The sequence below is a fragment of the Paraburkholderia hiiakae genome (assembly GCF_904848665.1).
GTDB lineage: Bacteria > Pseudomonadota > Gammaproteobacteria > Burkholderiales > Burkholderiaceae > Paraburkholderia > Paraburkholderia hiiakae.
Genome location: NZ_CAJHCQ010000018.1, coordinates 47,089 through 72,133 on the forward strand (window position 1 = coordinate 47,089; position 25,045 = coordinate 72,133).

22 protein-coding genes are annotated in these 25,045 nt (G+C 65.1%); 15 read left to right on the top strand and 7 right to left on the bottom strand.

The features are described from left to right. Nucleotides 1-7 precede the first annotated feature (7 nt). Complete coding sequence (gene cyoA, locus JMY28_RS28315; RefSeq protein WP_201699214.1) at nt 8-1,003, bottom strand: ubiquinol oxidase subunit II; 996 nt, start codon at nt 1,001-1,003, stop codon at nt 8-10. A 172-nt stretch (nt 1,004-1,175) separates the two neighbouring features. Here cyoA and JMY28_RS28320 point away from each other — a divergent pair, with 172 nt between their 5' ends. The 3 genes from JMY28_RS28320 to JMY28_RS28330 all read left to right on the top strand — a co-directional run bounded on the left by JMY28_RS28320 (nt 1,176) and on the right by JMY28_RS28330 (nt 4,531). Further along, nucleotides 1,176-2,570 (top strand): aminotransferase-like domain-containing protein, encoded by a 1,395-nt coding sequence (locus tag JMY28_RS28320; RefSeq protein ID WP_201699215.1) that lies wholly within the window; start codon nt 1,176-1,178, stop codon nt 2,568-2,570. A 198-nt stretch (nt 2,571-2,768) separates the two neighbouring features. Then, nucleotides 2,769-3,665, top strand: a complete 897-nt coding sequence (locus JMY28_RS28325) for a fructose bisphosphate aldolase (protein WP_201699216.1) — start codon at nt 2,769-2,771, stop codon at nt 3,663-3,665. A 149-nt stretch (nt 3,666-3,814) separates the two neighbouring features. Further along, the gene (locus JMY28_RS28330) at nt 3,815-4,531 is read left to right on the top strand and encodes a transglycosylase SLT domain-containing protein (protein ID WP_201699217.1); all 717 of its coding nucleotides are present in this window, start codon (nt 3,815-3,817) and stop codon (nt 4,529-4,531) included. 213 nt (nt 4,532-4,744) lie between these two features. Here the strand turns inward: JMY28_RS28330 and JMY28_RS28335 are convergent, their stop codons facing one another. Further along, on the bottom strand, nt 4,745-5,689 hold the full coding sequence (locus JMY28_RS28335; protein ID WP_201699218.1) for a ProQ/FINO family protein: 945 nt from the start codon (nt 5,687-5,689) through the stop codon (nt 4,745-4,747). A 212-nt stretch (nt 5,690-5,901) separates the two neighbouring features. Here JMY28_RS28335 and JMY28_RS28340 point away from each other — a divergent pair, with 212 nt between their 5' ends. Beyond that, a complete protein-coding gene (locus tag JMY28_RS28340; protein WP_201699219.1) occupies nt 5,902-6,678 on the top strand; it encodes an SDR family oxidoreductase in 777 nt (258 codons plus the stop codon). A 69-nt stretch (nt 6,679-6,747) separates the two neighbouring features. Here JMY28_RS28340 and JMY28_RS28345 read toward each other — a convergent pair whose 3' ends face one another. Next, a complete protein-coding gene (locus JMY28_RS28345; RefSeq protein ID WP_201699220.1) occupies nt 6,748-7,836 on the bottom strand; it encodes an OpgC domain-containing protein in 1,089 nt (362 codons plus the stop codon). A 569-nt stretch (nt 7,837-8,405) separates the two neighbouring features. On the opposite strand from JMY28_RS28345, the gene JMY28_RS28350 reads away from it, so the two are divergent. The 9 genes from JMY28_RS28350 (at nt 8,406) to JMY28_RS28390 (ending at nt 18,062) form a co-directional block, all read left to right on the top strand. Further along, nucleotides 8,406-10,766, top strand: coding sequence for a bifunctional salicylyl-CoA 5-hydroxylase/oxidoreductase (locus JMY28_RS28350; protein WP_201699221.1), 2,361 nt, complete (start codon nt 8,406-8,408; stop codon nt 10,764-10,766). A 2-nt stretch (nt 10,767-10,768) separates the two neighbouring features. Next, nucleotides 10,769-11,548, top strand: a complete 780-nt coding sequence (locus JMY28_RS28355; RefSeq protein ID WP_201699222.1) for an SDR family NAD(P)-dependent oxidoreductase — start codon at nt 10,769-10,771, stop codon at nt 11,546-11,548. Next, the gene (locus JMY28_RS28360; RefSeq protein WP_201699223.1) at nt 11,545-12,120 is read left to right on the top strand and encodes a MarR family winged helix-turn-helix transcriptional regulator; all 576 of its coding nucleotides are present in this window, start codon (nt 11,545-11,547) and stop codon (nt 12,118-12,120) included. Before JMY28_RS28355 ends, JMY28_RS28360 begins: the two co-directional genes overlap by 4 nt. Before the next feature lie 35 nt (nt 12,121-12,155). Beyond that, complete coding sequence (locus JMY28_RS28365; protein WP_201699224.1) at nt 12,156-13,010, top strand: enoyl-CoA hydratase family protein; 855 nt, start codon at nt 12,156-12,158, stop codon at nt 13,008-13,010. A gap of 1 nt (nt 13,011) precedes the next feature. Then, on the top strand, nt 13,012-14,199 hold the full coding sequence (locus JMY28_RS28370) for an acyl-CoA dehydrogenase family protein (RefSeq protein WP_201699225.1): 1,188 nt from the start codon (nt 13,012-13,014) through the stop codon (nt 14,197-14,199). A gap of 40 nt (nt 14,200-14,239) precedes the next feature. After that, entirely contained in the window at nt 14,240-14,656 is a 417-nt protein-coding gene (locus JMY28_RS28375) for a RidA family protein (protein ID WP_201699226.1), read from the top strand. A 52-nt stretch (nt 14,657-14,708) separates the two neighbouring features. Beyond that, nucleotides 14,709-16,346, top strand: coding sequence for an AMP-binding protein (locus tag JMY28_RS28380; protein WP_201699227.1), 1,638 nt, complete (start codon nt 14,709-14,711; stop codon nt 16,344-16,346). Nucleotides 16,347-16,551: 205 nt separating this feature from the next. Further along, on the top strand, nt 16,552-16,830 hold the full coding sequence (locus JMY28_RS28385) for a helix-turn-helix domain-containing protein (RefSeq protein ID WP_201699228.1): 279 nt from the start codon (nt 16,552-16,554) through the stop codon (nt 16,828-16,830). Beyond that, on the top strand, nt 16,827-18,062 hold the full coding sequence (locus tag JMY28_RS28390; RefSeq protein WP_201699229.1) for a type II toxin-antitoxin system HipA family toxin: 1,236 nt from the start codon (nt 16,827-16,829) through the stop codon (nt 18,060-18,062). Before JMY28_RS28385 ends, JMY28_RS28390 begins: the two co-directional genes overlap by 4 nt. Before the next feature lie 38 nt (nt 18,063-18,100). Here the strand turns inward: JMY28_RS28390 and JMY28_RS28395 are convergent, their stop codons facing one another. Continuing rightward, complete coding sequence (locus JMY28_RS28395) at nt 18,101-20,791, bottom strand: ATP-dependent Clp protease ATP-binding subunit (protein WP_328809473.1); 2,691 nt, start codon at nt 20,789-20,791, stop codon at nt 18,101-18,103. 195 nt (nt 20,792-20,986) lie between these two features. After that, nucleotides 20,987-22,069 (bottom strand): AI-2E family transporter YdiK, encoded by a 1,083-nt coding sequence (gene ydiK / locus JMY28_RS28400; protein ID WP_201699327.1) that lies wholly within the window; start codon nt 22,067-22,069, stop codon nt 20,987-20,989. A 189-nt stretch (nt 22,070-22,258) separates the two neighbouring features. Between ydiK and surE the strand changes: the two genes are divergently transcribed. Continuing rightward, on the top strand, nt 22,259-23,047 hold the full coding sequence (surE, locus tag JMY28_RS28405; RefSeq protein WP_201699230.1) for a 5'/3'-nucleotidase SurE: 789 nt from the start codon (nt 22,259-22,261) through the stop codon (nt 23,045-23,047). A 14-nt stretch (nt 23,048-23,061) separates the two neighbouring features. Here surE and JMY28_RS28410 read toward each other — a convergent pair whose 3' ends face one another. After that, nucleotides 23,062-23,499: an acyl-CoA thioesterase gene (locus tag JMY28_RS28410; protein WP_201699231.1), complete on the bottom strand. Its 438-nt coding sequence runs from the start codon at nt 23,497-23,499 to the stop codon at nt 23,062-23,064. A gap of 30 nt (nt 23,500-23,529) precedes the next feature. Beyond that, nucleotides 23,530-24,120 carry a BPSL1445 family SYLF domain-containing lipoprotein gene (locus JMY28_RS28415; RefSeq protein WP_201699232.1) on the bottom strand — a complete coding sequence of 197 codons (591 nt, stop codon included), beginning with the start codon at nt 24,118-24,120 and terminating at the stop codon, nt 23,530-23,532. Between the two features lie 402 nt (nt 24,121-24,522). Here JMY28_RS28415 and JMY28_RS28420 point away from each other — a divergent pair, with 402 nt between their 5' ends. Then, a complete protein-coding gene (locus tag JMY28_RS28420) occupies nt 24,523-24,966 on the top strand; it encodes a hypothetical protein (RefSeq protein WP_201699233.1) in 444 nt (147 codons plus the stop codon). The last annotated feature ends 79 nt before the right edge of the window (nt 24,967-25,045 follow it).

Genomic DNA, 25,045 nt, shown 5'->3' on the forward strand with positions numbered 1-25,045 from the left:
GGTGTGATTACTCCGCTGCCAGGATGGCGCTACGGTTGAGCGTGAGCGCAGGGGCGCTTGGGACCGTGCCGCAAATCGGGTTGCCGTGCACGTCGCGCATGTATTTGCCGACCACGCCATCGAACAGGCCCGGTGCGACGTTCGAATAGAGCGTGACCGGCGTCTTTTCGCCGGGTAGCGCGAGTTGCTCGTAGGCCGCGCGGCTCAGCATCGTGGGCGACGCCTTCGCTTGCGCGATCCACGCGTCGAAGTCGGCGCGGCTCTTGGCGAGCGTTTCGAAATGCATGTCGGAGAAGCCCGGGCCGCTGAAGGCCGCCGAGCGGCCCGCATACACACCGGGCTCGTTCGCGATGAGGTGCAGCTTCGTCTGCATGGCCGGCATCGCGTAGACCTGACTGCCTAGTTGCGGAATGAAAAACGAATTCATCAGCGACTCGGCGGTGAGGTTGAACTCGACGGGCGTATCCACGGGAATCGCGAGCTGGTTCACGGAAGCCACGCCGTAATCCGGGTAGATGAAAAGCCACTTCCAGTTGAGCGCGACCACGTCCACACGCACCGGCTTCGTTTGCGACTCGATTGGGCGATACGGGTCGAGCGAGTGCGTGGTGCGCCAGATGAGCACGGCGAGCGTGAGCACGATCACGCAGGGAATCGTCCACACCACCACTTCGATGACGGTGGAATGTGACCAGCGCGGCGCGTAGGTCGCGTTCGCGTTGGAAGCGCGATAGCGCCAGGCGAACCACAGCGTGAGCACGATCACGGGAATCACGACGAGCAGCATTAGCCCGAGCGCGATCAGAATCAGGTTCTTCTCCTGCACGCCAATGTCGCCTTTCGGGGCGAGCAGCGCCATGTTGCAGCCGCTGAGCAGGACGAGCGGTGCCGCCGCCGCGAAGAGAGAGGCGCGCCGCAGGAAGCGCGCAATAAAAGGGGGACGTGGTGAAGAAGGCGGGCCGGCCGTAGCGGCCCGCCCCGAGCGAGGGTCTGGATTGCGCATGTCTGGTTCCAAGGTTGACGTTCGCGCAAACCCATCCATACGTGCTCACTCTGCTGCCGCACGAGCGGCCGTGGAGGGCCGCTACAGAAGCCATACATAGCCTATATGTATGGATTTACGCGCTTCATGCACGCATGCTAGAGTAAGACATCACGCATACATCCGCGACAGAATGACACACGACCACCCTGCCGAAAGCGCCGTCGAGGTCAATGCGTGGGCCACGGCGATGCAGCCCGGCAACGGCCCGCGCTACGTGCGGCTCGCCGATTTCATCGAAGCTGCGGTGGCGCAAGGCACGCTGCGCCCCGGCGAGCGCGTGCCCGCGCAACGCAGTCTCGCCACCCTGCTTTCGGTCGATCTGACCACCGTCACGCGCGGCTTCAACGAAGCCCGGCGGCGCGGGCTGATCGAGGCACGCGGGCCGCTTGGCACGTTCATCGCCGCACCGCGCGCCGAATTGCTGCAACGCGTGGACCTCAGCATGAACATCCCGCCCGCGCCCGTTGGCCTCGACATGAACGCGCTGCTGCGCGAGGGCATGGCGCGCGTGCTGGTACGCAGCGACGCCGATCTACTCATGACCTACCACATGGGCGGCGGCGGCCGCGCCGACTGGCAAGCGGGCGCGAAGTGGCTGCAGCCCATGCTCGGCCCGGTTGCACCCGAGCGCGTGGTGGTCTGTCCCGGCGCGCAGGCGGCGCTTGCCGCGCTCATCCTCGCCTTCACGCAGCCCGGCGACGTCATCGTCGCCGAGCCGCTGCTCTACCCGGGCCTGCCGCACGCGGCGGCGCAACTGGGACGCCGTATCGAGCCCATTGCCGTCGATGCCTACGGCATGCGGCCCGACGCGCTGGAAGCGGCTTGCCGCGAGCACGCGGTACGGCTCATCTACCTGAACCCCACGCTGCAGAACCCGACCACGGCGACCATGCCGGAGGGCCGCCGCCTGGAGATCGTGCGGGTGGCGCAGCGCTGCGGCGCGCGCATCATCGAAGACGATCCTTATTGGCGCTTCGCGCTCGATGCGCCCCCACCGCTTGCGCGCATCGCGCCCGCTCAGGTCTGCTATCTCGCGACGCTGTCCAAAACGCTCTCGCCCGGTTTGCGCACGGCCTATCTCGCCCTGCCCGATGAAGCAGCGCATGCGCGCCTCGTGAGCGCGCTGCGCACGTTCTCGCTCATGGCCGCGCCGCTCACCAACTCGCTCGCCACGCACTGGATCGAAGAAGGCGTAGCCGAGCAAATCTTTGCCGATGTGAAGGCCGAGGCGCGCGAGCGCCAGCGCATTGCGGCGCACGCGTTGGGATCGTCGGCGGGCGCGGGGATCCACCTCTGGTACACGCTACCGCGCTACTGGCAGGCTCGCGAACTGGCCGTCGCCGCGAGCACCGAGGGTCTCGCCGTCGCGCCCTCCACGGCATTCCAGCAAGGCCTGGAAACCGCGAACGCGATCCGCATTTCGCTGGGCGCGACGGGTGGCCGCGAGCAATTGCAGGCCGCGCTGCGCAAGCTCTCGGCGCTACTCGCGAACGACCGCAGCGCGCAGGCGCAAGTGATCGTGTGACGGCGCTTGCCGCGTTTTATCCCCTGGCATCGCAATTGCTGCCGTTCACCGTTTCCCTTCTTCAGTGCGGCTGGGCGACCGAGCCCACATAATGGCGAAGACGCCACTCTGCGGTACAAGTACACTCGTCGCAGCAGCCAGCGACCGGATTCGAGTAACCGCGCCCGCAAGGGCGCCCCAAATGCGGGAGACACGACGATGGCAAACGAGCAAATGCTTGCGCAGATGCGCGAAAAACCAGGCTTCATCGCCGCGCTGGACCAGAGTGGCGGCTCGACCCCTGGCGCGCTGCGCCAGTACGGCATCCCCGAAAGCGCGTATAGCGGCGACGCCGAAATGTTCCGTCTGATGCACGAAATGCGCGTGCGCATCATCAGCGCGCCCGCGTTCTCGGGCGACAAGGTGATTGGCGCGATCCTCTTCGAAGCGACCATGGATGGCCAGGCGCAAGGCAAGCCGGTGCCCGCCTTCCTCTGGAACGATCGCGGCGTTGTGCCCTTCCTCAAGGTCGACAAGGGGCTGGACGCCGAGGCCGACGGCGTGCGTCTCATGAAGCCGATTCCGGGCCTCGACGCCCTGCTCGAACGCGCGGCGAAAGCCGGCATTTTCGGCACCAAGATGCGCTCCGTGATCGAGCATGCCTCATCTTCGGGCATCGCTTCGATCGCTGCGCAGCAGTTCGCATTCGGTGCGCAGATATCCGCGCACGGACTTGTGCCGATTCTCGAGCCCGAAGTCTCGATCAAGGCCCCCGACAAGGCCAAGGCCGAGAAGCTATTGCGCGACGAACTGCTCAAAGGGCTAGATGCGCTGCCGGCCTCCCAGAACGTGATGATCAAGCTCACGATTCCCGATACGCCCGACTTCTATCTGCCGCTCATCGAACATCCGCGCGTGGTGCGCGTGGTGGCGCTCTCCGGCGGCTATTCGCGCACCGACGCATGTGTACGTCTCGCGAAGAACCATCGAATGATTGCAAGCTTTTCGCGCGCGCTCATCAACGACCTCACGAAGTCGATGAGCGATGCCGAGTTCGACGCCGTTCTCGCCGCGAGCATCGACGAAATCTGGAAGGCTTCGGTGCAGAAGGCCTGAACTCGGTCTGAACTGGGCCTAAAGCCGCGCCGGGCGCGACACCCGGTCGTGACGCCGGTCAGGAATGTGAAAACGAGATGACACGCAGCCGGCCTCATTAATCGGGGCCGGTTATACTTGCGCCTTCTTTTTTCCCCTATGCACCGGCCATGAGGCAGTTACTCTGCCTGCTCGCCCTGTTGCCGGGCCTCGTGCAAACCGCGGCCGCGCAGGCGCAGCAGCAGGCGCCCGCTAGCGACATTGTCAGCGCATCGGCTGCGAGCGAGGTTGCTCCCGCAAGCTCACCCGCCGTTTCCAGCGCCGTTTCGAAATACCTCACGCAAAAGTTCGGTATCGCGAAAGAAAAGGCCGCGCTAATTTCGCAAGCCGTCACGGGCGCTGCTGAGAAGTATTCACTTCCGCCTGCCGTGCTGCTCGCCATCATCTCGATCGAGTCGCGCTTTCGCGAGAAGGCGCACGGCGCGAACGGCGCGACCGGACTCATGCAGGTCGTGCCATCAGCGCATCGCAATATCCTTCACAACAAGGACCTCACCGACCCCGAGGTCAACATCGACGTCGGCTCGTCGATCCTCTATGGCTACCAGCGGTCCGCCGGCGGCGACCTCAACGCCGCGATGAAGAATTACGGCGGCTCGAAGGCCTATGCGGAAAAGATCCGCACGCGCGCCGTGGAGTTCAGCAGGGTGCTCGATACCGCTAGCGCGCCAGCCGCAAGCGATGCACCCGCAAGCGCCGGACTTGCGGCTTCGGCGGCTTCAACTGCGATCGGCGCATCCACGCCTGCCGCTGCACCCGCCGCGGCGTCGGCCGCCTCCGCACAGGCTGCCGTACAAGACGTCGCCGCTTCGGGCAGCGCGCGCTAAAACCGCTTCCTGCTTCGCTGAGTCGAACTTGCGCGGGATCGACTATACGCACCGAGATTGCGATAAAGGCCGGCGTGTGCGCCAAACGTTGCGCACACAGCGATCGGCAGCGTCCCCTTCCAGCCGCGCAGTGGCTCGCCAGATGCGCAAAAACCCTCGCGCGGCGCAGCCGCGAGAGGGTCGTTTCGGCCAGGAAGATTCCTGTGCGTGGGCTTAGGCGCCGGTTGCGGGCGTCTCGCCGTTTTCCGGTTGCTGAACCACTGCTTCCGGCACGTCCGACGCGGCTTGCGGTTCTGCGCTCGGGGCTTCGGACTGGGGCGCGGTTTCGGTCTTCGCCTCAGCCTTCACTTCGGGCTTGGCATCGGGCTGCGCCTTGCCCTCGTCGCGCGCCTTGGCTTGCGCTTCGGCCTTGGCCTTCTGACGCGCAAGCGCCGCATTCGCGCGGCCGACGTGCGACGGGTCGATGCCCGGGCCTTCCGAGGCCGTGCCGTCGAGTTCGTAGCGCGAGCCGCCCGCGGCCACACGCTCGTGATAGCGCGGGTGGTTCACGTGGCGCTTGAGCACGGCGACGATCATCGTGCGTTCGTACTCGGGGTGCCGCGCAACGAGATCCTCTGCCACGCCGATCTTGAGCGGCAAACGGTCGCGGAAAGCCGGATAGTGCTTCGCAAACACGTTCCAGACCGTGTTGAGCTGGCGGTTGCGCTCGATGCGCGCCTTTTCGGCCTCGCTCAGATTCGCCGCCGGCTGCTGCTGGGGACGCGCCGGACGGCGGCGCTGCTGCGCGGAAGCACCCGCCTCCGGCCCGCGAGCCGGCTTCGGCTGCTGCGGGCGGCGAGGCTGCTGGGCGCGCTGCCCCGGCTCTCCTTGATTCTGCTCCTGCGCTCGCGCGCCCTGAGGGCGGCCGTGGCGCGAGCGCGCGCGCTCGTCCTTGCCGCCGGCTGCGCCCGCAGCCGCAGAACCGTCTCTCGGACCACGCGGGCCCTTCGGGGCGTGCGAGCCGCCATGGCCCTTCGCGCCCTTGTGAGCGGGCTTGCCTTGCGATTTTTGCGCCTGTTCTTCGGCGGGCTGGCCTGAGCCGCCCCCCATGTTCTTCTTGATCTCAAGAAGACCTTCCTTGAAGCTCAGGGTACGGCGTTGTTGCGATGCGGCTTTCACGTCCAGATCTCTTCCATATGGAACCGGACGCTATGATACCGAAAACGCGGCCGACCCAACCTGGCAATCACTTGCCACGGCCGGTTTTGAGTCCGCCATCGTGCGCCGCGCCACGCCGCGAATCCATGCGGCGCGCGGCAAAATCCCACGAATTTCATGTGCCGACACCTTGCGCGCGCAAGGATCGCATCCTTTTTTTTCATCACGAAACCATGACGATTTCGACATCCGCCCCCCGTTCTGCCATTCGCGCCATCGTTACCGGCCATACGCGCGGGTTGGGTGCGGCGCTTGCGCAACAACTGCTGCAACGGAACATCGAAGTGCTCGGCCTTGGCCGCGGCGCGCACGAGGAACTGGCTTCGCTCCATGCCGCGCACTTCACTCAAGCTGTCGTGGATCTCGCCGACCCCGCCGCGCTCGAGCGCTGGCTGGCCGGCGACACGCTGAACACGTTTGCGCTCGGCGCGCAATGCGTGGTGCTTTTCAACAACGCGGGCACCGTCGAGCCCATCGCGCCGCTCGGCGCACAGGACGCGCTCGCCATTGCTCGTGCCGTGACGCTCAATGTGGCAGCACCGTTGATGCTCGCGAATGCGCTCGCCGCCACGCACGCCCTGAGCGCGAATGCGTCGCGCCGCATCGTGCACGTTTCGAGCGGCGCCGCGCGCAACGCGTATCCGGGCTGGAGCGTGTACTGCGCGACCAAGGCCGCGCTCGACCATCACGCGCGCGCCGTCGCGCTCGACGCGCCAGCCGGCGTGCGCATTTGCAGCATCGCGCCGGGCGTGATCGACACCGGCATGCAGGAGACGATCCGCGCGACGAGCGTCGACCAGTTCCCGATGCGCGAGCGCTTCGAACAACTCAAGCAGAACGGTTTGCTGTCCACGCCCGAAGCGGCCGCGCAGCAATTGATCGACTATGCGTTGAGCGATGCATTCGGATCGGTGCCTGCTACGGACGTGCGCGAACTCGGCAACGCGTGAGCGGGTTGCGCAACGCATGCATCAAAGGCCTCCCGCATATTCCCGCCTTTGAACGTTCGCCGTTGCGCTTCACGTAAGCGCGACGCGCGGCCGTACCGCTTTCAAGCGCCGCACGCCACCCGCGAGCACGATCAACGCGCCGACCGCAAGCACATCGCCCGCGAGCCGTGCCGGCAATGAAGCCGTGACATGCGTTGCACGCAGCAGCGTGTCGATGACGTTCGAAGCCACCGCGCCACCCACGAAACACACGAGGCCTTGCTGCCCCACGGTGACGACGGCAGGCAGCCGCTGCGCGAGCCACGCTATCCAGCCTTTACGCACCGCCTGGGCGGCGAGCCAGGCCACGGCGGCGAAGCTCACGATACGCACGCTCGCGAGGTTCTGCTTCATGTAGCCCGGCTGAGGGTCCAGATCGGCGAACAACTGAATGAACGCGAACGTGGCAACGAGCACCAGCGCGAACGCTGTCAAGGCACGGCCCGTCCACGAGACCTGAAACGCGCGCGACACGGGATAGATGCGACACAGCAGGCCCAGCATGAACATGGCCTGCCAGGCAAACGGGTTGAAGGGCCATATGGCGCCGGGCGCGGTAGGCAAATAACCGACGAGCCAGCACCCGCCGAACCACAGCGCGAAGCTACCGACGAGCACGAGATCGGGCGAGCGGCGCGCAAGTGGCATCACGAACGGCAAGAGCGTTACGAGCACGATGTACATGGGCAGCACACCGGCCAGATAGGGCTGATCGCGAAAGACGGCGATATTGGCGAGCATCGTGAACGGTTGCGCGGCGAAGCGCAGATAACCCGACTCGGCGACCAGTGGCGAATCCACGCGCAGCATGACCGCGGCGGCGCCCGAAAGCAGCATAAGCGCTGCCGTGCATAGATAGGCGGCGTAGATCTCGCGCCCGCGGCGCCAGAAGCGGCGGTTGGCCGCGCCCTCTCCCTTGCGCCCGGCAATGGCGAGCCAACTCGCTGCGCATACATACCCACTCACGAACACGAAAACTTCCGCGGAGTCGCAGAACGCAAAATTGTGCAACATCGCGTGCGAAAGCACGCTGGAAGGAATGTGATCGAGCGCGATGGAAATCAATGCGAAACCCCGGAAAAAGTCGATTTCGATCGATCGCTTCGCTGTCTGACTCATTGGTGACGACTCCCGTTCGTGTCGAAGATTACGATTGAAGGGGTGCGCGACCTCGACTCGATGAAGCTGTCAGCTTTATTGATCTTTTTGTAAGGATTCCTGATCGATTCTTGGCCGCACGCGCTACGCATGAAAGGGTTCCGTAAAAGGCTGCGACGCAGCGCCGCCTCACAATGCGAATTTAATGCCAACTCCACACGAAATGGGACTGCGTAACCCGTGGCAAGCATTCCACGCGCTTGACGCGTCCACGCAGTCGCGCGCGCACGCCCGGACGGTGCGCGCCATGCACATCGAGCCAGCGTCCGCCCTTTTCTGGTGCCACATCCTCCGGTGTCACGTCTGCGACATTGCGCACCTCGCGGAAAGGCGCGCGAAAGCCTGCTTGGTCCCTTTGCCTGCGTCATGGGGAATTGACGCCGGGGCGTGCCAAGGGTTCCGGAAAAATTCAGATGTTTCGCGCTCGCGCCCAGGGTCATCCCGCCCCCACCGGTAAAACGCGGCAAATTACTTGACACCTAAAGCAATTAGACCTACATTGTGCTTGCAGATCGAACGAAGGAGCGAGCATGCGCATTGTTTGCATTGGCGGCGGGCCGGCAGGCCTCTATTTCGGCCTCTTGATGAAGCGCCGTCACCCGAGCTACGAAATCACCGTGATCGAACGGAACCGCCCGTACGACACGTTTGGCTGGGGCGTCGTGTTCTCGGACCAGACGCTGGGCAACCTGCGCGCGGCCGACCCCGAAAGCGCGGACGAAATTCTCGACGCCTTCAACCATTGGGACGACATCGAGATTCACCTGCGCGGCAGTGCGATCCGCTCGTCGGGCCACGGCTTCTGCGGCATTGGCCGCAAGCGTCTGCTCAACATCCTGCAGGCGCGCTGCGAAGCGCTCGGCGTAAAGCTCGTGTTCGAATCGCAGATCACCGACGACGACGTGACCAACGCCGATCTCATCATCGCGAGCGACGGCCTGAACAGCGCCACGCGCCAGAAGTACGCCGCCACGTATCAGCCCGATATCGACATGCGCGACTGCCGCTTCGTGTGGCTCGGCACGTCGAAGCTCTTCGACGCCTTCACGTTCGCGTTCGAAGAAACCGAATGGGGCTGGTTCCAGGCGCACGCCTACCGCTTTGACGACAACACTTCGACGTTCATCGTCGAAACGCCCGATCACGTGTGGCGCGCAGCCGGCCTCGAGACCATGAGCAAGGAAGACAGCATCGCGTTCTGCGAAAAGCTGTTTGCGCGCTATCTCGACGGCCACGCGCTGCGCTCGAACGCGTCGCATCTGCGCGGCTCGTCGCAATGGATCCGCTTTCCGCGCGTGGTCAATCGCGAATGGGTGCACTGGAAAACCGCGGCCGACGGCAAGGAAACGCCCGTCGTGCTGATGGGCGACGCGGCGCACACCGCACACTTCTCGATCGGCTCGGGCACGAAGCTCGCGCTCGAAGACGCGATCGAACTCGCCAACAGCATGGACGAACATCCCGCCGATCTGCGCGCGGCGCTCACGCACTACACGAACGTGCGCAGCGTGGATGTCCTGCGCATTCAGAACGCCGCGCGCAATTCCACTGAGTGGTTCGAGCACGTGGACCGTTACGCGAAGTTCGATCCGGAGCAGTTCGCTTATTCGCTGCTCACGCGCTCGCAGCGCATCTCGCATGAAAATCTGCGCGAGCGCGACGCGGGTTATCTGGCCGGTTTCGAAGCATGGCTCGCGCAGCGCGCGGGTGGCGAGGCGCGTGCGGTGCCGCCTATGTTCACGCCGTATACGGTGCGTGGCGTGACGTTGAAAAATCGCGTGGTCGTCTCGCCGATGGCCCAATACTCCGCGCATGACGGCGTAGCCGGCGACTATCACCTCATGCATCTCGGCGCGCGCGCGATGGGTGGCGCCGCGCTCGTCATGACCGAGATGACCTGCGTCTCGCCCGAGGCTCGCATCACGCCCGCCTGCCCCGGCATGTATGCGCCCGAGCATTTGCAGGCGTGGAAGCGCATCGTCGATTTCGTGCATACGAACTCGGACGCGAAAATCGGCATGCAGCTCGGCCATTCCGGCGCCAAGGGCTCGACGCGCGTGGCATGGGAAGGCATCGACCAGCCGCTCGACACTGGCAACTGGCCGCTCGTCTCCGCTTCGCCGCAGCAATATTTGCGCGGCGTGAGCCAGTGGTCGCACGAAGCGAGCAAGGAGGAACTGCGCGAGATCGAGGCGCAATTCGTGCACGCCACGCAAATGGCGGACGAAGCGGGCTTCGACTGGCTCGAATTGCACTGCGCGCACGGCTATCTGCTTTCGAGCTTCCTCTCGCCGCTCACGAATCAGCGCACTGACGAATACGGCGGCTCGCTCGAAAATCGTCTGCGTTATCCGCTCGAGGTTTTCAACGCGATTCGCGCGGTGTGGCCAGAGGACAAACCGATTTCCGTGCGCGTCTCGGCACACGACTGGGTGGAAGGCGGCAACACGCCCGACGACGCCATCGAGATCGCGCGTGCGTTCAAGGCGGCAGGCGCGGACATGATCGACGTTTCGTCGGGTCAGGTGAGCAAGGAAGAAAAGCCCGTCTTCGGCCGCATGTTTCAGACGCCGTTTGCCGACCGTATCCGCAATGAAGCAGGCATCGCGACGATCGCCGTGGGCGCCATTTCCGAAGCGGATCACGTGAACGGCATCATCGCGGCCGGGCGCGCCGACCTGTGCGCGGTGGCGCGGCCGCATCTCGCCAATCCGTCGTGGACGCTCACCGAAGCCGCACGCATCGGCTACCTCGACATCAAGTGGCCGAATCAGTACACAGCGGCCAAAACGCAACTCGAACGCAATATCGAGCGCGAACGCGCGGCCGCAGCAGCGGCGGCCGGACTCTCGCCGATGGAGCGTGCGCAACGCGCCGAAGGAACCGTGTGAGCATGAACCAGGCAATCCTCAACGATCATCATGCAGTCGTGACCGGCGGCGGCAGTGGCATCGGCGCGGCGACGGCCGCCGCGCTCCTGCAGGCCGGCGCGCGCGTCACGCTAATGGGCCGCGACGCTGCGCGGCTCGACGCCCAGCGTACCGCGCTCGGTGGCGGCGAGAACGTAGCTTGCGTGAGCGTGGATATCACCGACGAAGACGTCGTGAATGCCGCGTTCGCGCGCGCGGCCGAAACGCTCGGCGCCATCGATATCCTGGTGAACAACGCGGGCCAGGCCCAGGCCGCGCCATTCGCGCAAACCGACCTCGCGCTTTGGAAACGCATGCTCGACGTGAATCTCACCGGCGCCTTCCTCTGCACGCGCGCAGTCCTGCCCGCCATGCTCGCGCGCAAGGCCGGGCGCATCGTCAACGTTGCGAGCACAGCGGGTCAGGTTGGCTACCCGTACGTAGCCGCCTACTGTGCCTCGAAACACGGCGTGATCGGCATGACGCGCGCGCTCGCGCTCGAAGTCGCCACGCAAGGCGTGACCGTGAACGCCGTGTGCCCCGGTTACACGGAAACGGAACTGTTGCAGGCATCGCTCGAGCAGATTACGCGCAAGACCTCGCGCAGCGAAGCCGAGGCACGCAGCATCCTCGTGCGCCACAACCCGCAGCAACGTTTCGTCACGCCGGAAGAAGTCGCGAACGCGGTGCTGTGGCTCTGCGCCCCCGGATCGTCGGCGATCACGGGCCAGTCCATCTCCGTTTCCGGTGGAGAAATCACATGACAGCGCCCGCATCCACGCGCAAGAACGCCACCGCGAAGGCTGCAACGAAAGTTGCAACGAAAGCGCCGCGCAAGGGCGTTGAAAAGCCGGCCGAGAATGTCGTCGACATGGAAATGAGTACGGGCGCCGACAGCCACATGGGCCTGCGCCTGTGGCTGCGCCTGCTTACCACGACGAATCTCGTGCAAGCCGAGTTGCGGCGCCGCCTGCGCGTCGAGTTCGATACGACGCTGCCGCGCTTCGACCTGATGGCGCAGCTCGAGCGCCACCCTGAAGGCCTGCGCATGACGGAACTCTCGCGACGCCTCATGGTGACGGGCGGCAACGTCACGGGCATTACCGATCAGCTCGAAAAGGAAGGCCTCGTCGTGCGCGATGTGGCGCCCGACGACCGGCGCGCCTTCGTGGTACGCCTCACGGCCGAGGGCCGCGCCCTCTTCGGCCGCATGGCGGCCGCCCACGAACAATGGGTGGTCGAATTGTTCGGCGGCCTCTCGCTCGACGAAAAGTCGAAGATGCATGAGCGGCTCGGCAAGCTCAAACAACATCTGCGCAACGGCCTGGAAGGCTGAAGCCACTGCAATTGCAAAGATCCGGGAGACATATCTTGACGACACGTTCCAGCGCCGAAGCGCTCATCGCGGGCAATCGTGTGACGCTTGCCGGTTATGAGGCGCAACACTTCGGCTGGTCGGTACAAGGCCGCGTGGCGACCATCACGCTCAACCGCCCCGAGCGCAAGAATCCGCTCACGTTCGAATCGTATGCAGAACTACGCGATCTGTTTCGTCAGCTTGCCTATGCGACCGATGTGAAGGCCATCGTGCTGCATGGCGCGGGCGAGAACTTCTGCTCGGGCGGCGACGTGCACGACATTATCGCGCCGCTCGTCGATCTGCCGATGCCCGAACTGCTGATGTTTACGCGCATGACCGGCGACCTCGTGAAAGCCATGCGCCACTGCCCGCAGCCGATCATTGCCGCCGTGGATGGCGTATGCGCCGGCGCGGGCGCCATTCTCGCCATGGCCTCCGACATGCGCTACGCCACGGCGCGTAGCAAGCTCGCGTTTCTCTTCACGCGCGTGGGGCTCGCGGGCTGCGACATGGGCGCGTGCGCGATCCTGCCGCGCATCATTGGTCAGGGTCGCGCCGCCGAACTGCTCTATACGGGCCGCTCCGCAAGCGCAGAAGAAGGCCACGCGTGGGGTTTCTACAACCGGATTTGCGAGCCCGAAGCGCTGCTCGCCGATGCGCAGAAGCTCGCCGCCGATCTCGCTTGCGGCCCGACCTTCGCGCACGGCATGACCAAGACGATGCTGCATCAGGAATGGACAATGAGCATCGACGAGGCCATCGAGTCCGAAGCACAGGCGCAGGCGATCTGCATGGCCACACGCGATTTCGGCCGCGCCTATGAGGCGTTCGCGGCGAAGACGCGTCCGGTTTTCGAAGGGGACTGAATTGAACGCAGAAGCTAACACCAATCTCCACGACGCGCTTGCGTGGCCGTTCTTCGAACATCGCCATCGTGCGCTTGCCGCGGGAATCGAAACGTGGTCGCGTGAGCATCTCGCGCACGTGCCGCACGACGATGTCGATGCAACCTGCCGCGCGCTCGTGCGCAAGCTAGGCGCTGCCGGCTGGTTGCGCTACGGCGTGGGCGGTACCGCTTACGGCGGCCACGGCGACACCATCGATACGCGAGCCGTCTGCCTGCTGCGAGAAACGCTCGCGAAGCACTCGGGCCTCGCCGATTTCGCGCTCGCCATGCAGGGCCTCGGCTCCGGCGCCATCTCGCTGGCTGGCAACGATGCGCAGAAGTCGCGCTATCTGCCGCGCGTGGCGCGCGGCGAAGCGATCGCCGCGTTCGCGCTCTCCGAGCCGGAGGCGGGCTCCGACGTCGCCGCGATGGCGCTCGCCGCACGCGCTGAAGGCGACGACTACGTGCTCGACGGCGAAAAAACGTGGATCTCGAACGGCGGCATCGCCGACTTCTACGTAGTGTTCGCCCGCACCGGCGAAGCGCCGGGCGCACGCGGCATCAGCGCGTTCGTGGTCGATGCCGACACGCCCGGGCTCGAAATCGCCGAACGTATCGACGTGATCGCGCCGCACCCGCTCGCGCGCCTGCGCTTCAGCGGCGCGCGTGTGAAGCGCAGCCAGATGCTCGGCGCACCGGGCGAAGGCTTCAAGATCGCCATGCGCACGCTCGATATTTTCCGCACGTCGGTCGCCGCGGCTTCGCTGGGCTTCGCGCGCCGCGCGATGGCCGAAGGGCTCGCACGCGCCGCTTCGCGCAAGATGTTCGGCCAGACGCTAGGCGATTTTCAGTTGACCCAGGCAAAGCTCGCGCAAATGGCGCTCACCATAGATAGCAGCGCCCTGCTCGTCTATCGCGCGGCGTGGCTGCGCGACCAGGGCGAAAGCGTGACGCGCGAAGCCGCCATGGCGAAGTGGCATGCAAGCGAAGGGGCGCAGCAGGTGATCGATGCTGCCGTGCAGCTTTGGGGCGGCATGGGCGTCCAGAGCGGCAATATCGTCGAATCGCTCTATCGCGAGATTCGCTCGCTGCGCATTTACGAAGGCGCGACGGAAGTGCAACAGCTGATCGTCGGACGCGACTTGCTCAAAGCCTACAACGCCGCGTAAGCGAACGCTTCGCGACGCTCTCTACGGAACCGGACGAAACATGAAACAAGCCCTTCTTCCCGCAGGCTGGGTCAAGCCGCGCGGTTATGCCAACGGCGTCGCCGCTTCCGGCACTCAGGTCTATATCGCCGGGCAGATCGGCTGGGACGAGAACGCGCGCTTCACGAGCCGCGAATTCGGCGCACAGGCCGTGCAGGCGCTGCGCAATATCGTCGCTGTGCTCGAAACAGCGGGCGGCAAGCCCGAGCACCTCGTGCGCATAACCTGGTACGTCACCGACAAGCAGGAGTACCTGGCATCGCTGAAGGAAATCGGTGCCGCGTTTCGCGAGCTGATCGGCGACTACGACATCGCGATGAGCGCGGTTCAGGTGGTTGCGCTCATGGAAGACGACGCGAAAGTGGAAATCGAAGCGACGGCTGTGATTCCCGACGACGCGCACCTCACGCGCCAGTAGACCGCCGCCCACGCGACGGAACGATCAGCTCAAATAGACAGCCGGAGACGCCATGCAACCCACCGCCCATGTCGATACGTTCGCACGCGATCATCTGCCGCCCGAGTCGCATTGGCCCGACATGCTGCTCGACAATCCCGACGTCGCCTACCCCGCGCGCATGAATTGCGCCGTCGAGTTGCTGGACCGTGCGATCGAGGCCGGGCACGGCGAGCGCCCGGCCATCTGGTCGGACATCGACGGCAAGCCGCAAGCGACCACGTATGCCGAGCTGCTCGCGCTCGTCAATCGCAGCGCCCGCGTGCTAGTGGAAGACATGAGGTTGCAGCCGGGAAATCGCGTGCTGTTGCGCGGGCCGAACACGCTGCAGATGGCGGTGGCGTTCCTCGCGTCGCTCAAGGCAGGTCTCGTGGTGATTCCCACCATGCCGCTGCTGCGCGCGAAGGAACTCAAGCAGATTGCAGCCAAGGCGCAGGTTTGCGCGGCGTTGTGCGACGTGCGCCTCACCGAAGAACTCGCGCGCTGCATGGACCCCGCCGACGAATTCTTTTGCGAAGGCATAAAGCAGGTTTGCTATTTCCACGACGACTCGCCTGGCACCCTGGAAGCGCTCGCAGCAGGCAAGCCAGCGGACTTCACGGCGTGCGACACAGCCAGCGACGACGTCTGCCTGATCGCCTTCACGAGCGGCACGACGGGCATGCCTAAGGGCTGCATGCACTTTCACCGCGACGTGATCGCGATGTGCGACCTGTTCCCGCGCCACATCCTGAAGCACACGGCCGAGGACGTGTTCTGTGGCACGCCGCCGCTCGCGTTCACGTTCGGGCTGGGAGGGCTGCTGTGTTTTCCGATGCGTGTCGGCGCGTCGACAGTGCTGATCGAAAAGCTCACGCCGGCGCTGCTGCTCGACACGATCCAGCGTTTTCACGCGACGATCGTCTTCACCGCGCCTACGTTCTACCGGCAGATGGCAGCACTTGTCACGCAGTACGATCTTTCCAGCCTGCGCAAGACGGTATCCGCCGGCGAGGCGCTGCCGCAGGCCACGCGCGACCTGTGGCGCGACGCGACGGGCATCGAGATGATCGACGGCATTGGCGGCACCGAGCTGATCCATATCTTCGTCTCGTCCGCGGGCGCCGATGTGCGCCCCGGCTCGATCGGTCGCGCCGTGCCCGGCTACGTCGTGCAGGCGCTGGACAATGACCTGCAGCCGGTGCCCCCCGGCGTGACGGGCAATCTCGCCGTGCGTGGCCCGACCGGCTGCCGCTACCTCGCCGACGAACGCCAGGCGGTGTTCGTACGCGGCGGCTGGAACCTGCCCGGCGACGCCGTTTCCATCGACGCTGACGGCTATGTGTACTATCAGGCCCGCTCCGACGACATGATCGTTTCGTCGGGCTACAACATCGCGGGGCCCGAAATCGAGACCGTACTCATGCAGCACCCCGCCGTGGCCGAGTGCGGCGTAACCGGCGTGCCCGACGAACTGCGTGGCCAGGTGGTGAAGGCGTTCGTCGTCTTGCGCCCTGGCTTCAGCGCTAGCGACGCCCTGGTCTCCGAGTTGCAGAACTTCGTGAAGAACGCCGTGGCGGCGTACAAGTATCCGCGCTTGATCGCGTTTATCGACGCATTGCCGCGCACCGAGACCGGTAAGCTCAAGCGCTCGGCGTTGCGGTCGATGTGAGGCGAAAGGAATACTACGTAAACCTTTGGCTTTTTAACGCTTTCGAACCACCGGCCGCCTGAAAAGATACGCACAATTTTGCGCATATTGGCGGTCTGACTGCACTTTTGAGCAATATTGTGCGCATTTCCTGGAACGAAGCCTACATCGCCTCGATGCGCATAATCATGCGCAAAATGGCTGAACTCGACCTATAATGCGCAGCATGATGCGCAAAAAAACCGCGAACCTCTCGATTTCCAATGTCGAGCGCCTGTCCGAAGACCTGCGCGCGACGCGCCGCGAGCGCAAGCTGACCCAGCTGGCACTGGCTGAGCAGGCGGGCGTCGCCCGCCGCACGGTCACGAACGCTGAACACGCAGGCAACGTCGGCATACGTGAGCTCTGCCGCCTCGCAAACGCGCTCGGCTATGAAGTCGTGCTTCGCCCCATGGACACCGTCATCCTCGAGGACCTGAACGACATATTCAGGGACGACGAATGACCGCCGACGCTTCATTCGACCTCGAGCGGCTCCTGCGCGAAATTCGCAATCTGGAAGTCCACACACCGCAGGGCCCGAGCGGTCTGCTCGCGCGCGAAAGCCGCTTCGTCTTCAATTACGGCGACGTGCCGGACACGGCCGCCATATCGCTCACCATGCCGGTGCGGCGCCAGAGTTATGCGAGCGGCGACCTGATGGGCATCTTCGCGATGAACCGGCCAGAGGGCTACCTGCGCTTCGTCATCGAAGAGCGGCTCGCGCGTTACGGCGCGCCAAGCGACATGTTTCTGCTCTTTCTCGCCGGTACCAATCAGATCGGACGGCTCACGTATTCCGTGCCGGGCGAGCGCGTGCCGCAGAGCGAAGGGGAGCGTCTGGACGAATTGCTTTCCTCGCCATCGGGCCGGCTGTTCGAGCGCCTGATCGACCGCTATGCGCTCGGTTCGGGCATCTCCGGCGTGCAGCCAAAGGCAGTGGTTCCGCTCGCCGCTGAAACCGCCTCGCGCCCCGCGGAACACACGGCGCTGCCCCTGCCCACGGTGATCGTGAAGGCGGAAGGCGATGACTTTCCCGGGCTCGCGCGCAACGAATACTTCTGCATGTCGGTGGCGAAGGAGGCGGCGCTCGAAGTTCCCGACTTCTGGCTTTCCGAAGACGGCAAGCTCTTCGTGATGTCACGCTTCGACCGCGAGCCGAACGGCACGCCACTTGGATTCGAGGACATGAGCGTGCTCACCGGCAAAGCCAAGTACGAGGGCAGCTACGAGATGATCGCGAAGGCCGTGGACATCTATACGCGTTCGGACCCGGCGCAAAAACGCCGCCTTTTCGAGCGCATCACCCTCTCGTGCCTGTTACGCGACGGCGATGCCCACATGAAGAACCTGGGAATCCTCTATATCGATCCGACCGGGCCGCGCCGTCTTGCTCCGGTGTTCGATGTGGTCTGCACGGACATCTATCCGGATCTCGACGGGCGCATGGCGCTGAGCCTCAACCGCAGCAAGACTTTCCCGCTGCCTGCGGAACTCCATGCCTTTGCCCGGCGCCTCGACCTGCGCCAGACCGAAAGCGAGGAGATCATGGCGCGCCTGCACGACGCCTATCTCACGGTCGCCGAGCGCTTCTCGGAGGACCGGCGATTCCACGAGGGCGATCTGCTCGCAAAGATCCGTCGGGCCGTCGAACGGCCGGGCGTCAAACCCGTCTCACGCCCGAAGCTCGTGCGCTAGGCGCGCGAGCACGGTCATCGACGCCCCGGCCGCCTGCATCAGCTCTTGCCCGACTCCTGCAACGCGAACGCCATGCGTTTGTCCGCCGCGTCGTAGCGGCACACGACTTTGGCGCCCTCCTTTACACCGCCTTTGAGCATTTCCTTCGCCAGTTCGTTCTCCACCGCCTGCTGCATCTTGCGCTTCAACTCGCGCGCACCGAACTCCGGCCGATACCCATCCACCGCGAGGTAATCGATCACGCTGTCGTCGAACGTCAGGTCGATGTCCTGGCTACGCGCCATGCGCCGGACCTGCTCGAGTTGCAGACGCACGATCGAGCGCAGTTCGTCGCTGCTGAGCGGCTGGAACAAGATGATCTCGTCGATACGATTCAGGAATTCCGGCCGGAAGTGCTGGCGCAACTCGCCCATCACGGCACCCTGCATCGACCCTTCGGCACTAGAGAGGAAACCCGGCCCCGAGCGCTTCTGCCCCGAGACCACGTCGGAGCCGAGATTGCTCGTCGCGATCACGACCGTATTGCTGAAGTCGACCACGCGCCCCTTGCCGTCGGTGAGCCGCCCGTCGTCGAACACCTGCAGCAGCACGTTGTAGACGTCGGAGTGAGCTTTCTCGATCTCGTCGAGCAGGATCACGCAATAGGGGCGGCGGCGGACCTTCTCGGTCAGCTGCCCGCCTTCGTCATAGCCGACATACCCCGGTGGCGAGCCGATCAGCCGCGACACCGCATGACGCTCCATGTACTCGCTCATGTCGATGCGCACGATGGCGTCCTCGTCGCCGAACACCACTTCGGCCAACGCCTTCGCAAGCTCTGTCTTGCCGACGCCAGTCGGCCCGAGGAACAGGAACACCGCCGTGGGCCGCCGCCCGCGCCGCAGCCCGGCGCGCGAGCGGCGCACCGCGTCGCTTACCGCGACGATGGCCTGCTCCTGGCCGATCACGCGCTCATGCAGCCGCTTTTCCATTTCGAGCAGTCGCGAGCGCTCTTCGGCGGTCAGCTGCGTGACCGGCACGCCCGTGAGCTTCGAGACGATCTCCGCGACATCTTCGCTCGTCACGTCCGAGGTCACGGTGCCGAGCTGACCTTTCCAGTCATTGGTGGCCTGCGCGAGCGCCTTTTCCTTGTCGGCGATCGGCTCGTCCAGCGTGTGCGCTCGCTCGAAATTCTTGCGCGTCGCCGCGTAGTCCTGCTCGCGCCGCAACTGCGCCAGTTCCGCCTCGAGTTCGAGAATCGCCGCGGGCCGCGAAGTGGCCGAAAGATGCACGCGCGCCGCCGCCTGATCGACCAGATCGATCGCCTTGTCGGGCAGGAAGCGCCCCATCACGTAACGGTCCGATAGCTCGGCCGCCGAAACGAGCGCGTCGTCGCGAATGGTGACGTGGTGATGCACCTCGAGCTTGTCGCGCAAACCGCGCAGGATATTGATCGTCTGATCGACGCTCGGCTCGGAGACGAACACAGGCTGAAAGCGCCGCTCGAGCGCCGCGTCCTTCTCGATGTACTTCTGGTACTCCGAGAGCGTCGTAGCACCGATCAGGTTCAGCTCGCCGCGCGCCATGGCCGGCTTGAAGACGTTGGCGATGTCGAGGCCGCCTTCGCCGCCGCCCTGGCCCGCGCCGACAATCATGTGCACTTCGTCGATGAAAAGCACGAGGCTCTCGCGCTGCGCCGAGATTTCCTCCATCACGCCTTTCACGCGCTCTTCGAATTCGCCGCGATACTTCGCGCCCGCAATCAGACCGTTGACGTTCAGCTCGACGAGCCGCCGCCCGCGCAGCGATTCGGGCACGTCGCCGTTGAGCATGCGTTGCGCGAGGCCTTCGGCGATCGCCGTCTTGCCCACGCCCGGTTCGCCGATCAGCACCGGGTTGTTCTTGCGCCGGCGCGCGAGCACCTCCACCACGGTCTCGATCTCGCTCGAACGTCCGATCACAGGGTCGAGCTTGCCTTCGCTCGCAAGCGCCGTGAGGTCGCGGCTGTATTGATCGAGCTGCGGCGTCGTGCTCGGGCCATTCGCGGCGGGACGCTCGCGCTTGTCGCCCTGGGCCTCCACGAGCCGCTGCAGCACCTTCTGAGGCGTGACGCCGTAGCGGCCGAGCAAATGGCCCGCAAAACTTTCCGGCACCTGCGTGAGGCCGAAGAGCAAATGCTCGGGCGCGACGTAGCTGTGACCCAGTTCGCGCGAGACGAGAAATGCGCGATCGAGCGCGCCCTTCAGGCGTGGCGAGACGCCGATGCGGGTGTCCTCGGGAACAGTCGTGCCTTCGCGCTTCTGCGCATTGGCGTCGATGAACGCGCGCACATCGTCGGGCTGAATGCCGAGACGCTTGAGGATCGCCGCGCCGGCGTCGTTGCCCGCGAGTTCGTAAAGCAGATGCTCCGTGTCGACCTCGCGCCGCCCGAACTGCACCGCCCGCTCCGCCGCGCGCTGCAGCAATTCGCGCGCCACGTCGCTGAAATAGCGCTCGACGATGGCGCCGTCGCTCGCTTCCATCGCCTGCGGCGGGGGCTCGCCCGCCGCGTCGCCGGTATCGCCTGCGCCGTCTGCCTGCTGCGAGGCGCGAAACAACGCCTCCAGCGGGCTCAACGTGCGCTGATGCCGCGTGAGCTGCGCGTAGTGATAGTCGCAGACATCGAGAAAACGCCGCCTGCCGTCCTGCAATACGGCGACCCGCACCGTCGCGGGGCGCACGCCGCAGATATCGCAGTTGAACTGAGCCATTTCGTCTCCTTGGAAGCTGTGCGCAGCGCGTGCGCCGCCCGCGACCAGGAATGGCACGAGGCATGCCCACGCGAGTGCCGCATGAATGCGCTAACGAATGCCGAAGCGAAGTTCAGACGTCATCGTAACGTCGAATCGAACTGCGCGTCGTCAAGAGGAGACGTTTGCTAATCGATGGCGTTGCCTCGCGCGGCGTCAAACGTCCTGGCGCGCTGCCGGGTTGGCTGCATCGCGGGCTTGCGCCGCCGGGTCGCGTATCCATGCAGTCAGCAAGGTGGACGAAACGGCGAGGATCACCGGCCCGATGAAGAGCCCGACGATCCCGAAGGCGAACAAGCCGCCGAGCACGCCGGAGAGAATCAGCAGCATCGACAGATTGACGCCGCGCCGGATCAGCACCGGACGCACGAGGTTGTCGAGCATGGCGACCATCACGGACCACACCGCGAGCAGGATGCCCGCGATATGCGCGTCATGCACGAACAGCCAGATGACGCCGCCGAGCAGCGGCAGCGTCGGGCCGATCTGCGCGAGACAAAGCATGAGCATCACGGCGGTGAGCACGCCCGCTCCCGGCACCCCGGCCACCCACAGGCCGATGCCGCCGAGCGCCGACTGCAGGATCGCCGTCACGACGATGCCGAGCGCCACCGCGCGAACCGAAGCGCCCGCGAGCTTGACGGCCTGCTCGCCCTGGGCGGGAGCCACGCGAATGGCGAAGCGCGTGACATAGTCGGCGGCATGCTCGCCGTTGCTGTACAGAATGCCCGTGATGATGACCGTGATGAACATGTGCATGACAAACACGCCCACCGAGGCGGCATGGCCGATCAACCAGTGCGCTGCGATCGAAACGTACGGTTCGAGTTGCGCGAGCAGGCCGCCTGGGCCGGCGTCCGAAAACTCCTGCCACTTGCCGGCAATGCGAGCGCCAACCACGGGAATGTCGCTGACCCACTGCGGCGGCGCCGTCAGCGCATAGTCGGGCAGCTTGCGGATCAGCTCCATGATCTCGCCGCCGTGCAACGCGAGCGTCGAGATGGCTTCATAGAGCGGCAGCACGATCACGAACAGAAGAATGAGCAGCATCACGAGCGTGGCGAGCCAGCGGCGGTTGCCGCAGCGCCGCTCGATGGCTTTCATGGCAGGCCAGGTCGCGACGACGATCGTCGTCGCCCAGATCAGTCCCGGGAGGAACGGGCGCATGACGTAGAGGCTGCCGATCGTCAGTGCGCAGAGTATGGCGACAACGAACAGGATGCGGGCCAGGTCCGGCATAAGTTGCGGCTTCACGTCTTGCGGCTTCACGTACTTCTCCTCACAGCAGGGCGCGCCTCATGGCGCCGACGCGCTAGTCTATATCGGATACGCTACGAATCCCTTTTAAAAGTGCCCCAGCGCAGCCGTACGGAACGCACTCTGGAATAATGGCCCTTTCCCCGACCCTGCAACGAAGAAGAGCCAGCCATGACCGCAACCGATACGAAACTGCCCTGCGTGCTCCTTACCAACGACGATGGCATCGACGCGCCCGGCCTCGCCGTGCTCGAAGCCGTGGCCGCCGAACTCGCGCACGAAGTCTGGGTCGTCGCGCCGGAACACGACCAGAGCGGCACCTCGCACTCGATCAGCCTGCATACGCCGCTGCGCGTCTCCCGGCGCGGCGAGCGACGCTTCGGCGTGCTCGGCACGCCGGGCGATTGCGTGGTGATGGCGGTGCGCCAGCTCATGGGCGATGTGCGCCCTTCGCTGGTGCTCTCGGGCATCAACCGCGGCGGCAACCTTGGTGTGGAGACGATGTTCTCCGGCACGGTAGGCGCAGCCATGACAGGCCTTTTGCTCGGCCTGCCGTCCATCGCTTTGAGCCAGACCTTCCGTGACCGCGAACGCGTGCGTTGGGACACCGCCCGCGCGCTCGCGCCGGACGTGATTCGCCGCCTCGCCGCCGTGGCGCACGACGCGCCCGTCTGCCTGAACGTGAATTTCCCCGATATCGACGCGAGTGCGGCGGGACCGCTCACGGTCACGCGACAGGGCGTGGGGCTGGTGCAAGGTATCGACGTCGTGCCGCAGATCGACCCGCGCGGCATGGATTACCACTGGCTGCGCTTCAATCGCGGCCCGCGCGAAAACGGGCCCGACAGCGAAACAACCGTGGTGAACTCCGGCCGCGTTTCGGTCACGCCGCTGCATTTCGAACGCACCGACGAAAATACCTTTGTCACGTTGCAGGCCGCGCTCGGCGCTGCGGCCTGAACATGGCCCGGTGACTATTCGCGCGCGGCGAACTCCATCGCCCGCGCGATTGCATCGCGAATGTCCTCAGGAATGCCAATCGACTTGTGAGTGTCGAGCGAAGTGGTGACGATGGTCTGGCGTGCCGCCATGCGCAGCACGCCGTCCACGCCCGTGCAGGCCCACGCGAGCGTGAGCGACGCCCCGCCGAGGCGCTCGACGTCGAGCGAAAGCCAGACCTCGTCGCCCATTTTGCTCACCGCCTTGAAATCCACTTCGAGCCGCACGGTCGGCATACCCACGCGGCGCTCGCCTATCACGCCGTGATAGCCCTCTTGCGGCAGCAACTCGTCAATCCACGACTCGACGAGATCGTTGAAGAGGACGAAATACTGCGGATAGAACACGATGCCGGCGGGATCGCATTCCGAGAAGTGAATCTTGTGTTTACGGCGATACGTGGGCGTCGCCATGTGTGCCTCCTGTCTTGCCTGCTCGCGGCGTCAAATTACGAGCCGCGACACCTTCACGCCTTCCAGCGATACCCCGGCCATGAGGCCCGCATTGGTCAGCACGAACGCCTCCACGGGGCTCGTAGCGGTCGAGGTATCGACGTTGCCGTTCGCGCCCACCGTGACGAGCGCAACCGTGGCATCCGCGCCGGCCGACCAGCCCTGGCTGCCCGTGAAATCGTTGAGCGCGACCGGGTTCATGAACGCGAAGATGATGGCCTTGGACTGCGCGCCGATCTGCAAACCGAACGAGCCCGCAATGGTGCTGTAGTAGCCCGTCGTGCGGCCATCCACGCGCAGCGCGCCGGTGCCGTACTGCCCGCCGATCCAGAAGCCCGCCGATAGAACCTGCGGAAAGACGAGCACGCCGCTCGACTTCGAGATCAGTTCCTGCGACCCGCTCACCGTGTTGTAAAGGCGTGTGAGCGTGGCGTCGACGCCCGCGTCGATCGAATTGCGCTTCGCCGTGTTCTGCGAAGCGCTGTTCTGCGAGCCAGGCGGCGTTGTCGTGCAGCCGGCAAGCGCGAGGCCGCTGGCGGCGAGAGCGGCACTGGAGCTGAGAAGAAATTGACGTCGGCGCATGAGAGGGTTCCTGTGCAAATGGGACTTCGAATGTCCGCGCCGGCCCGATCGTGGACATCCGGCCGCGCGCAAAGCGCTACAGGATAGCGCGCATGGCCGTCGCCGGGGCAAACCCGCAATCTGGCGCGTGGACACCCGGCCGCACGTGTGCCCGGCCGGCTGCGGCGGCCATGACCGCTCATCCTTGGGGGTATAGGACCATGCAGCGGGCATCGAGTTCGCACAGAGATGTAAGGAAATCCCCAGCTACAGGCGTTTCGACGCAACGCAACATCGTCGGGCCTTTCGAATTCGTTCGATATCGGCAGGCCGCCCCCGTCGCTAAATTGTGGACATGCCAAGGCGCAGGTTGGGACTCCCCCCGCAGCGGCGCCCCGCCTCAACCCCCGGAAGAAATTCGCCATGATCCACAGCACGCCAGATCGATCGTCACAACCGCGCACGCCGATGCTCACGCGCATCTGCAATCGCCTGAGCGGCGCCGGCGTCTATCTGCTGCCGCCGATCTACGTGGGCTTCGTCGCCATGCTGTTCCTGCTCTGCCTGGCGCCGGTCGGCGCCTTCTGGCTGCTGGCCGCGGCCGGCGCGCTCGCGGGGGCCATGGGCATCTGCTCGCTGGTCTTCTATGTGGCCAGCGTCCCGCAAGTCGCCCCGCTCCAGCCGGCCAATACACGCGCCACGACTTCCCACGGCACCGACCGCCCGATGCAGCAGCGTTTCGTGCAGATGACCACGCGCACGTGCAGCCAGCACTGCGCCGGGACCGATGGCGCACGCACGCGGTTCACGGTGTCGTGCTTTCACGCGCATTGCCATGCAGGCGGGGCACGCAAAGAGACCGCCTGAGCGGCCAACTGAACGACCACGCCCTACATCATGCGTAGGCAAACCCCGATAACGATAAGCAATCCCTGTCTTATAATGG

Excerpts from the sequence above, each read along its gene's own strand:
- surE (WP_201699230.1), top strand. The coding sequence starts at position 22,259 with ATGACCGCAACCGATACGAAACTGCCCTGCGTGCTCCTTACCAACGAC.
- JMY28_RS28320 (WP_201699215.1), top strand. The coding sequence starts at position 1,176 with ATGACACACGACCACCCTGCCGAAAGCGCCGTCGAGGTCAATGCGTGG.
- JMY28_RS28375 (WP_201699226.1), top strand. The coding sequence starts at position 14,240 with ATGAAACAAGCCCTTCTTCCCGCAGGCTGGGTCAAGCCGCGCGGTTAT.
- cyoA (WP_201699214.1), bottom strand. The coding sequence starts at position 1,003 with ATGCGCAATCCAGACCCTCGCTCGGGGCGGGCCGCTACGGCCGGCCCG.
- JMY28_RS28325 (WP_201699216.1), top strand. The coding sequence starts at position 2,769 with ATGGCAAACGAGCAAATGCTTGCGCAGATGCGCGAAAAACCAGGCTTC.
- JMY28_RS28350 (WP_201699221.1), top strand. The coding sequence starts at position 8,406 with ATGCGCATTGTTTGCATTGGCGGCGGGCCGGCAGGCCTCTATTTCGGC.
- JMY28_RS28390 (WP_201699229.1), top strand. The coding sequence starts at position 16,827 with ATGACCGCCGACGCTTCATTCGACCTCGAGCGGCTCCTGCGCGAAATT.
- JMY28_RS28415 (WP_201699232.1), bottom strand. The coding sequence starts at position 24,120 with ATGCGCCGACGTCAATTTCTTCTCAGCTCCAGTGCCGCTCTCGCCGCC.
- JMY28_RS28360 (WP_201699223.1), top strand. The coding sequence starts at position 11,545 with ATGACAGCGCCCGCATCCACGCGCAAGAACGCCACCGCGAAGGCTGCA.
- JMY28_RS28380 (WP_201699227.1), top strand. The coding sequence starts at position 14,709 with ATGCAACCCACCGCCCATGTCGATACGTTCGCACGCGATCATCTGCCG.
- JMY28_RS28395 (WP_328809473.1), bottom strand. The coding sequence starts at position 20,791 with ATGGCTCAGTTCAACTGCGATATCTGCGGCGTGCGCCCCGCGACGGTG.
- JMY28_RS28330 (WP_201699217.1), top strand. The coding sequence starts at position 3,815 with ATGAGGCAGTTACTCTGCCTGCTCGCCCTGTTGCCGGGCCTCGTGCAA.
- JMY28_RS28385 (WP_201699228.1), top strand. The coding sequence starts at position 16,552 with ATGATGCGCAAAAAAACCGCGAACCTCTCGATTTCCAATGTCGAGCGC.
- JMY28_RS28340 (WP_201699219.1), top strand. The coding sequence starts at position 5,902 with ATGACGATTTCGACATCCGCCCCCCGTTCTGCCATTCGCGCCATCGTT.
- JMY28_RS28420 (WP_201699233.1), top strand. The coding sequence starts at position 24,523 with ATGATCCACAGCACGCCAGATCGATCGTCACAACCGCGCACGCCGATG.
- JMY28_RS28410 (WP_201699231.1), bottom strand. The coding sequence starts at position 23,499 with ATGGCGACGCCCACGTATCGCCGTAAACACAAGATTCACTTCTCGGAA.
- JMY28_RS28355 (WP_201699222.1), top strand. The coding sequence starts at position 10,769 with ATGAACCAGGCAATCCTCAACGATCATCATGCAGTCGTGACCGGCGGC.
- JMY28_RS28345 (WP_201699220.1), bottom strand. The coding sequence starts at position 7,836 with ATGAGTCAGACAGCGAAGCGATCGATCGAAATCGACTTTTTCCGGGGT.
- ydiK (WP_201699327.1), bottom strand. The coding sequence starts at position 22,069 with ATGCCGGACCTGGCCCGCATCCTGTTCGTTGTCGCCATACTCTGCGCA.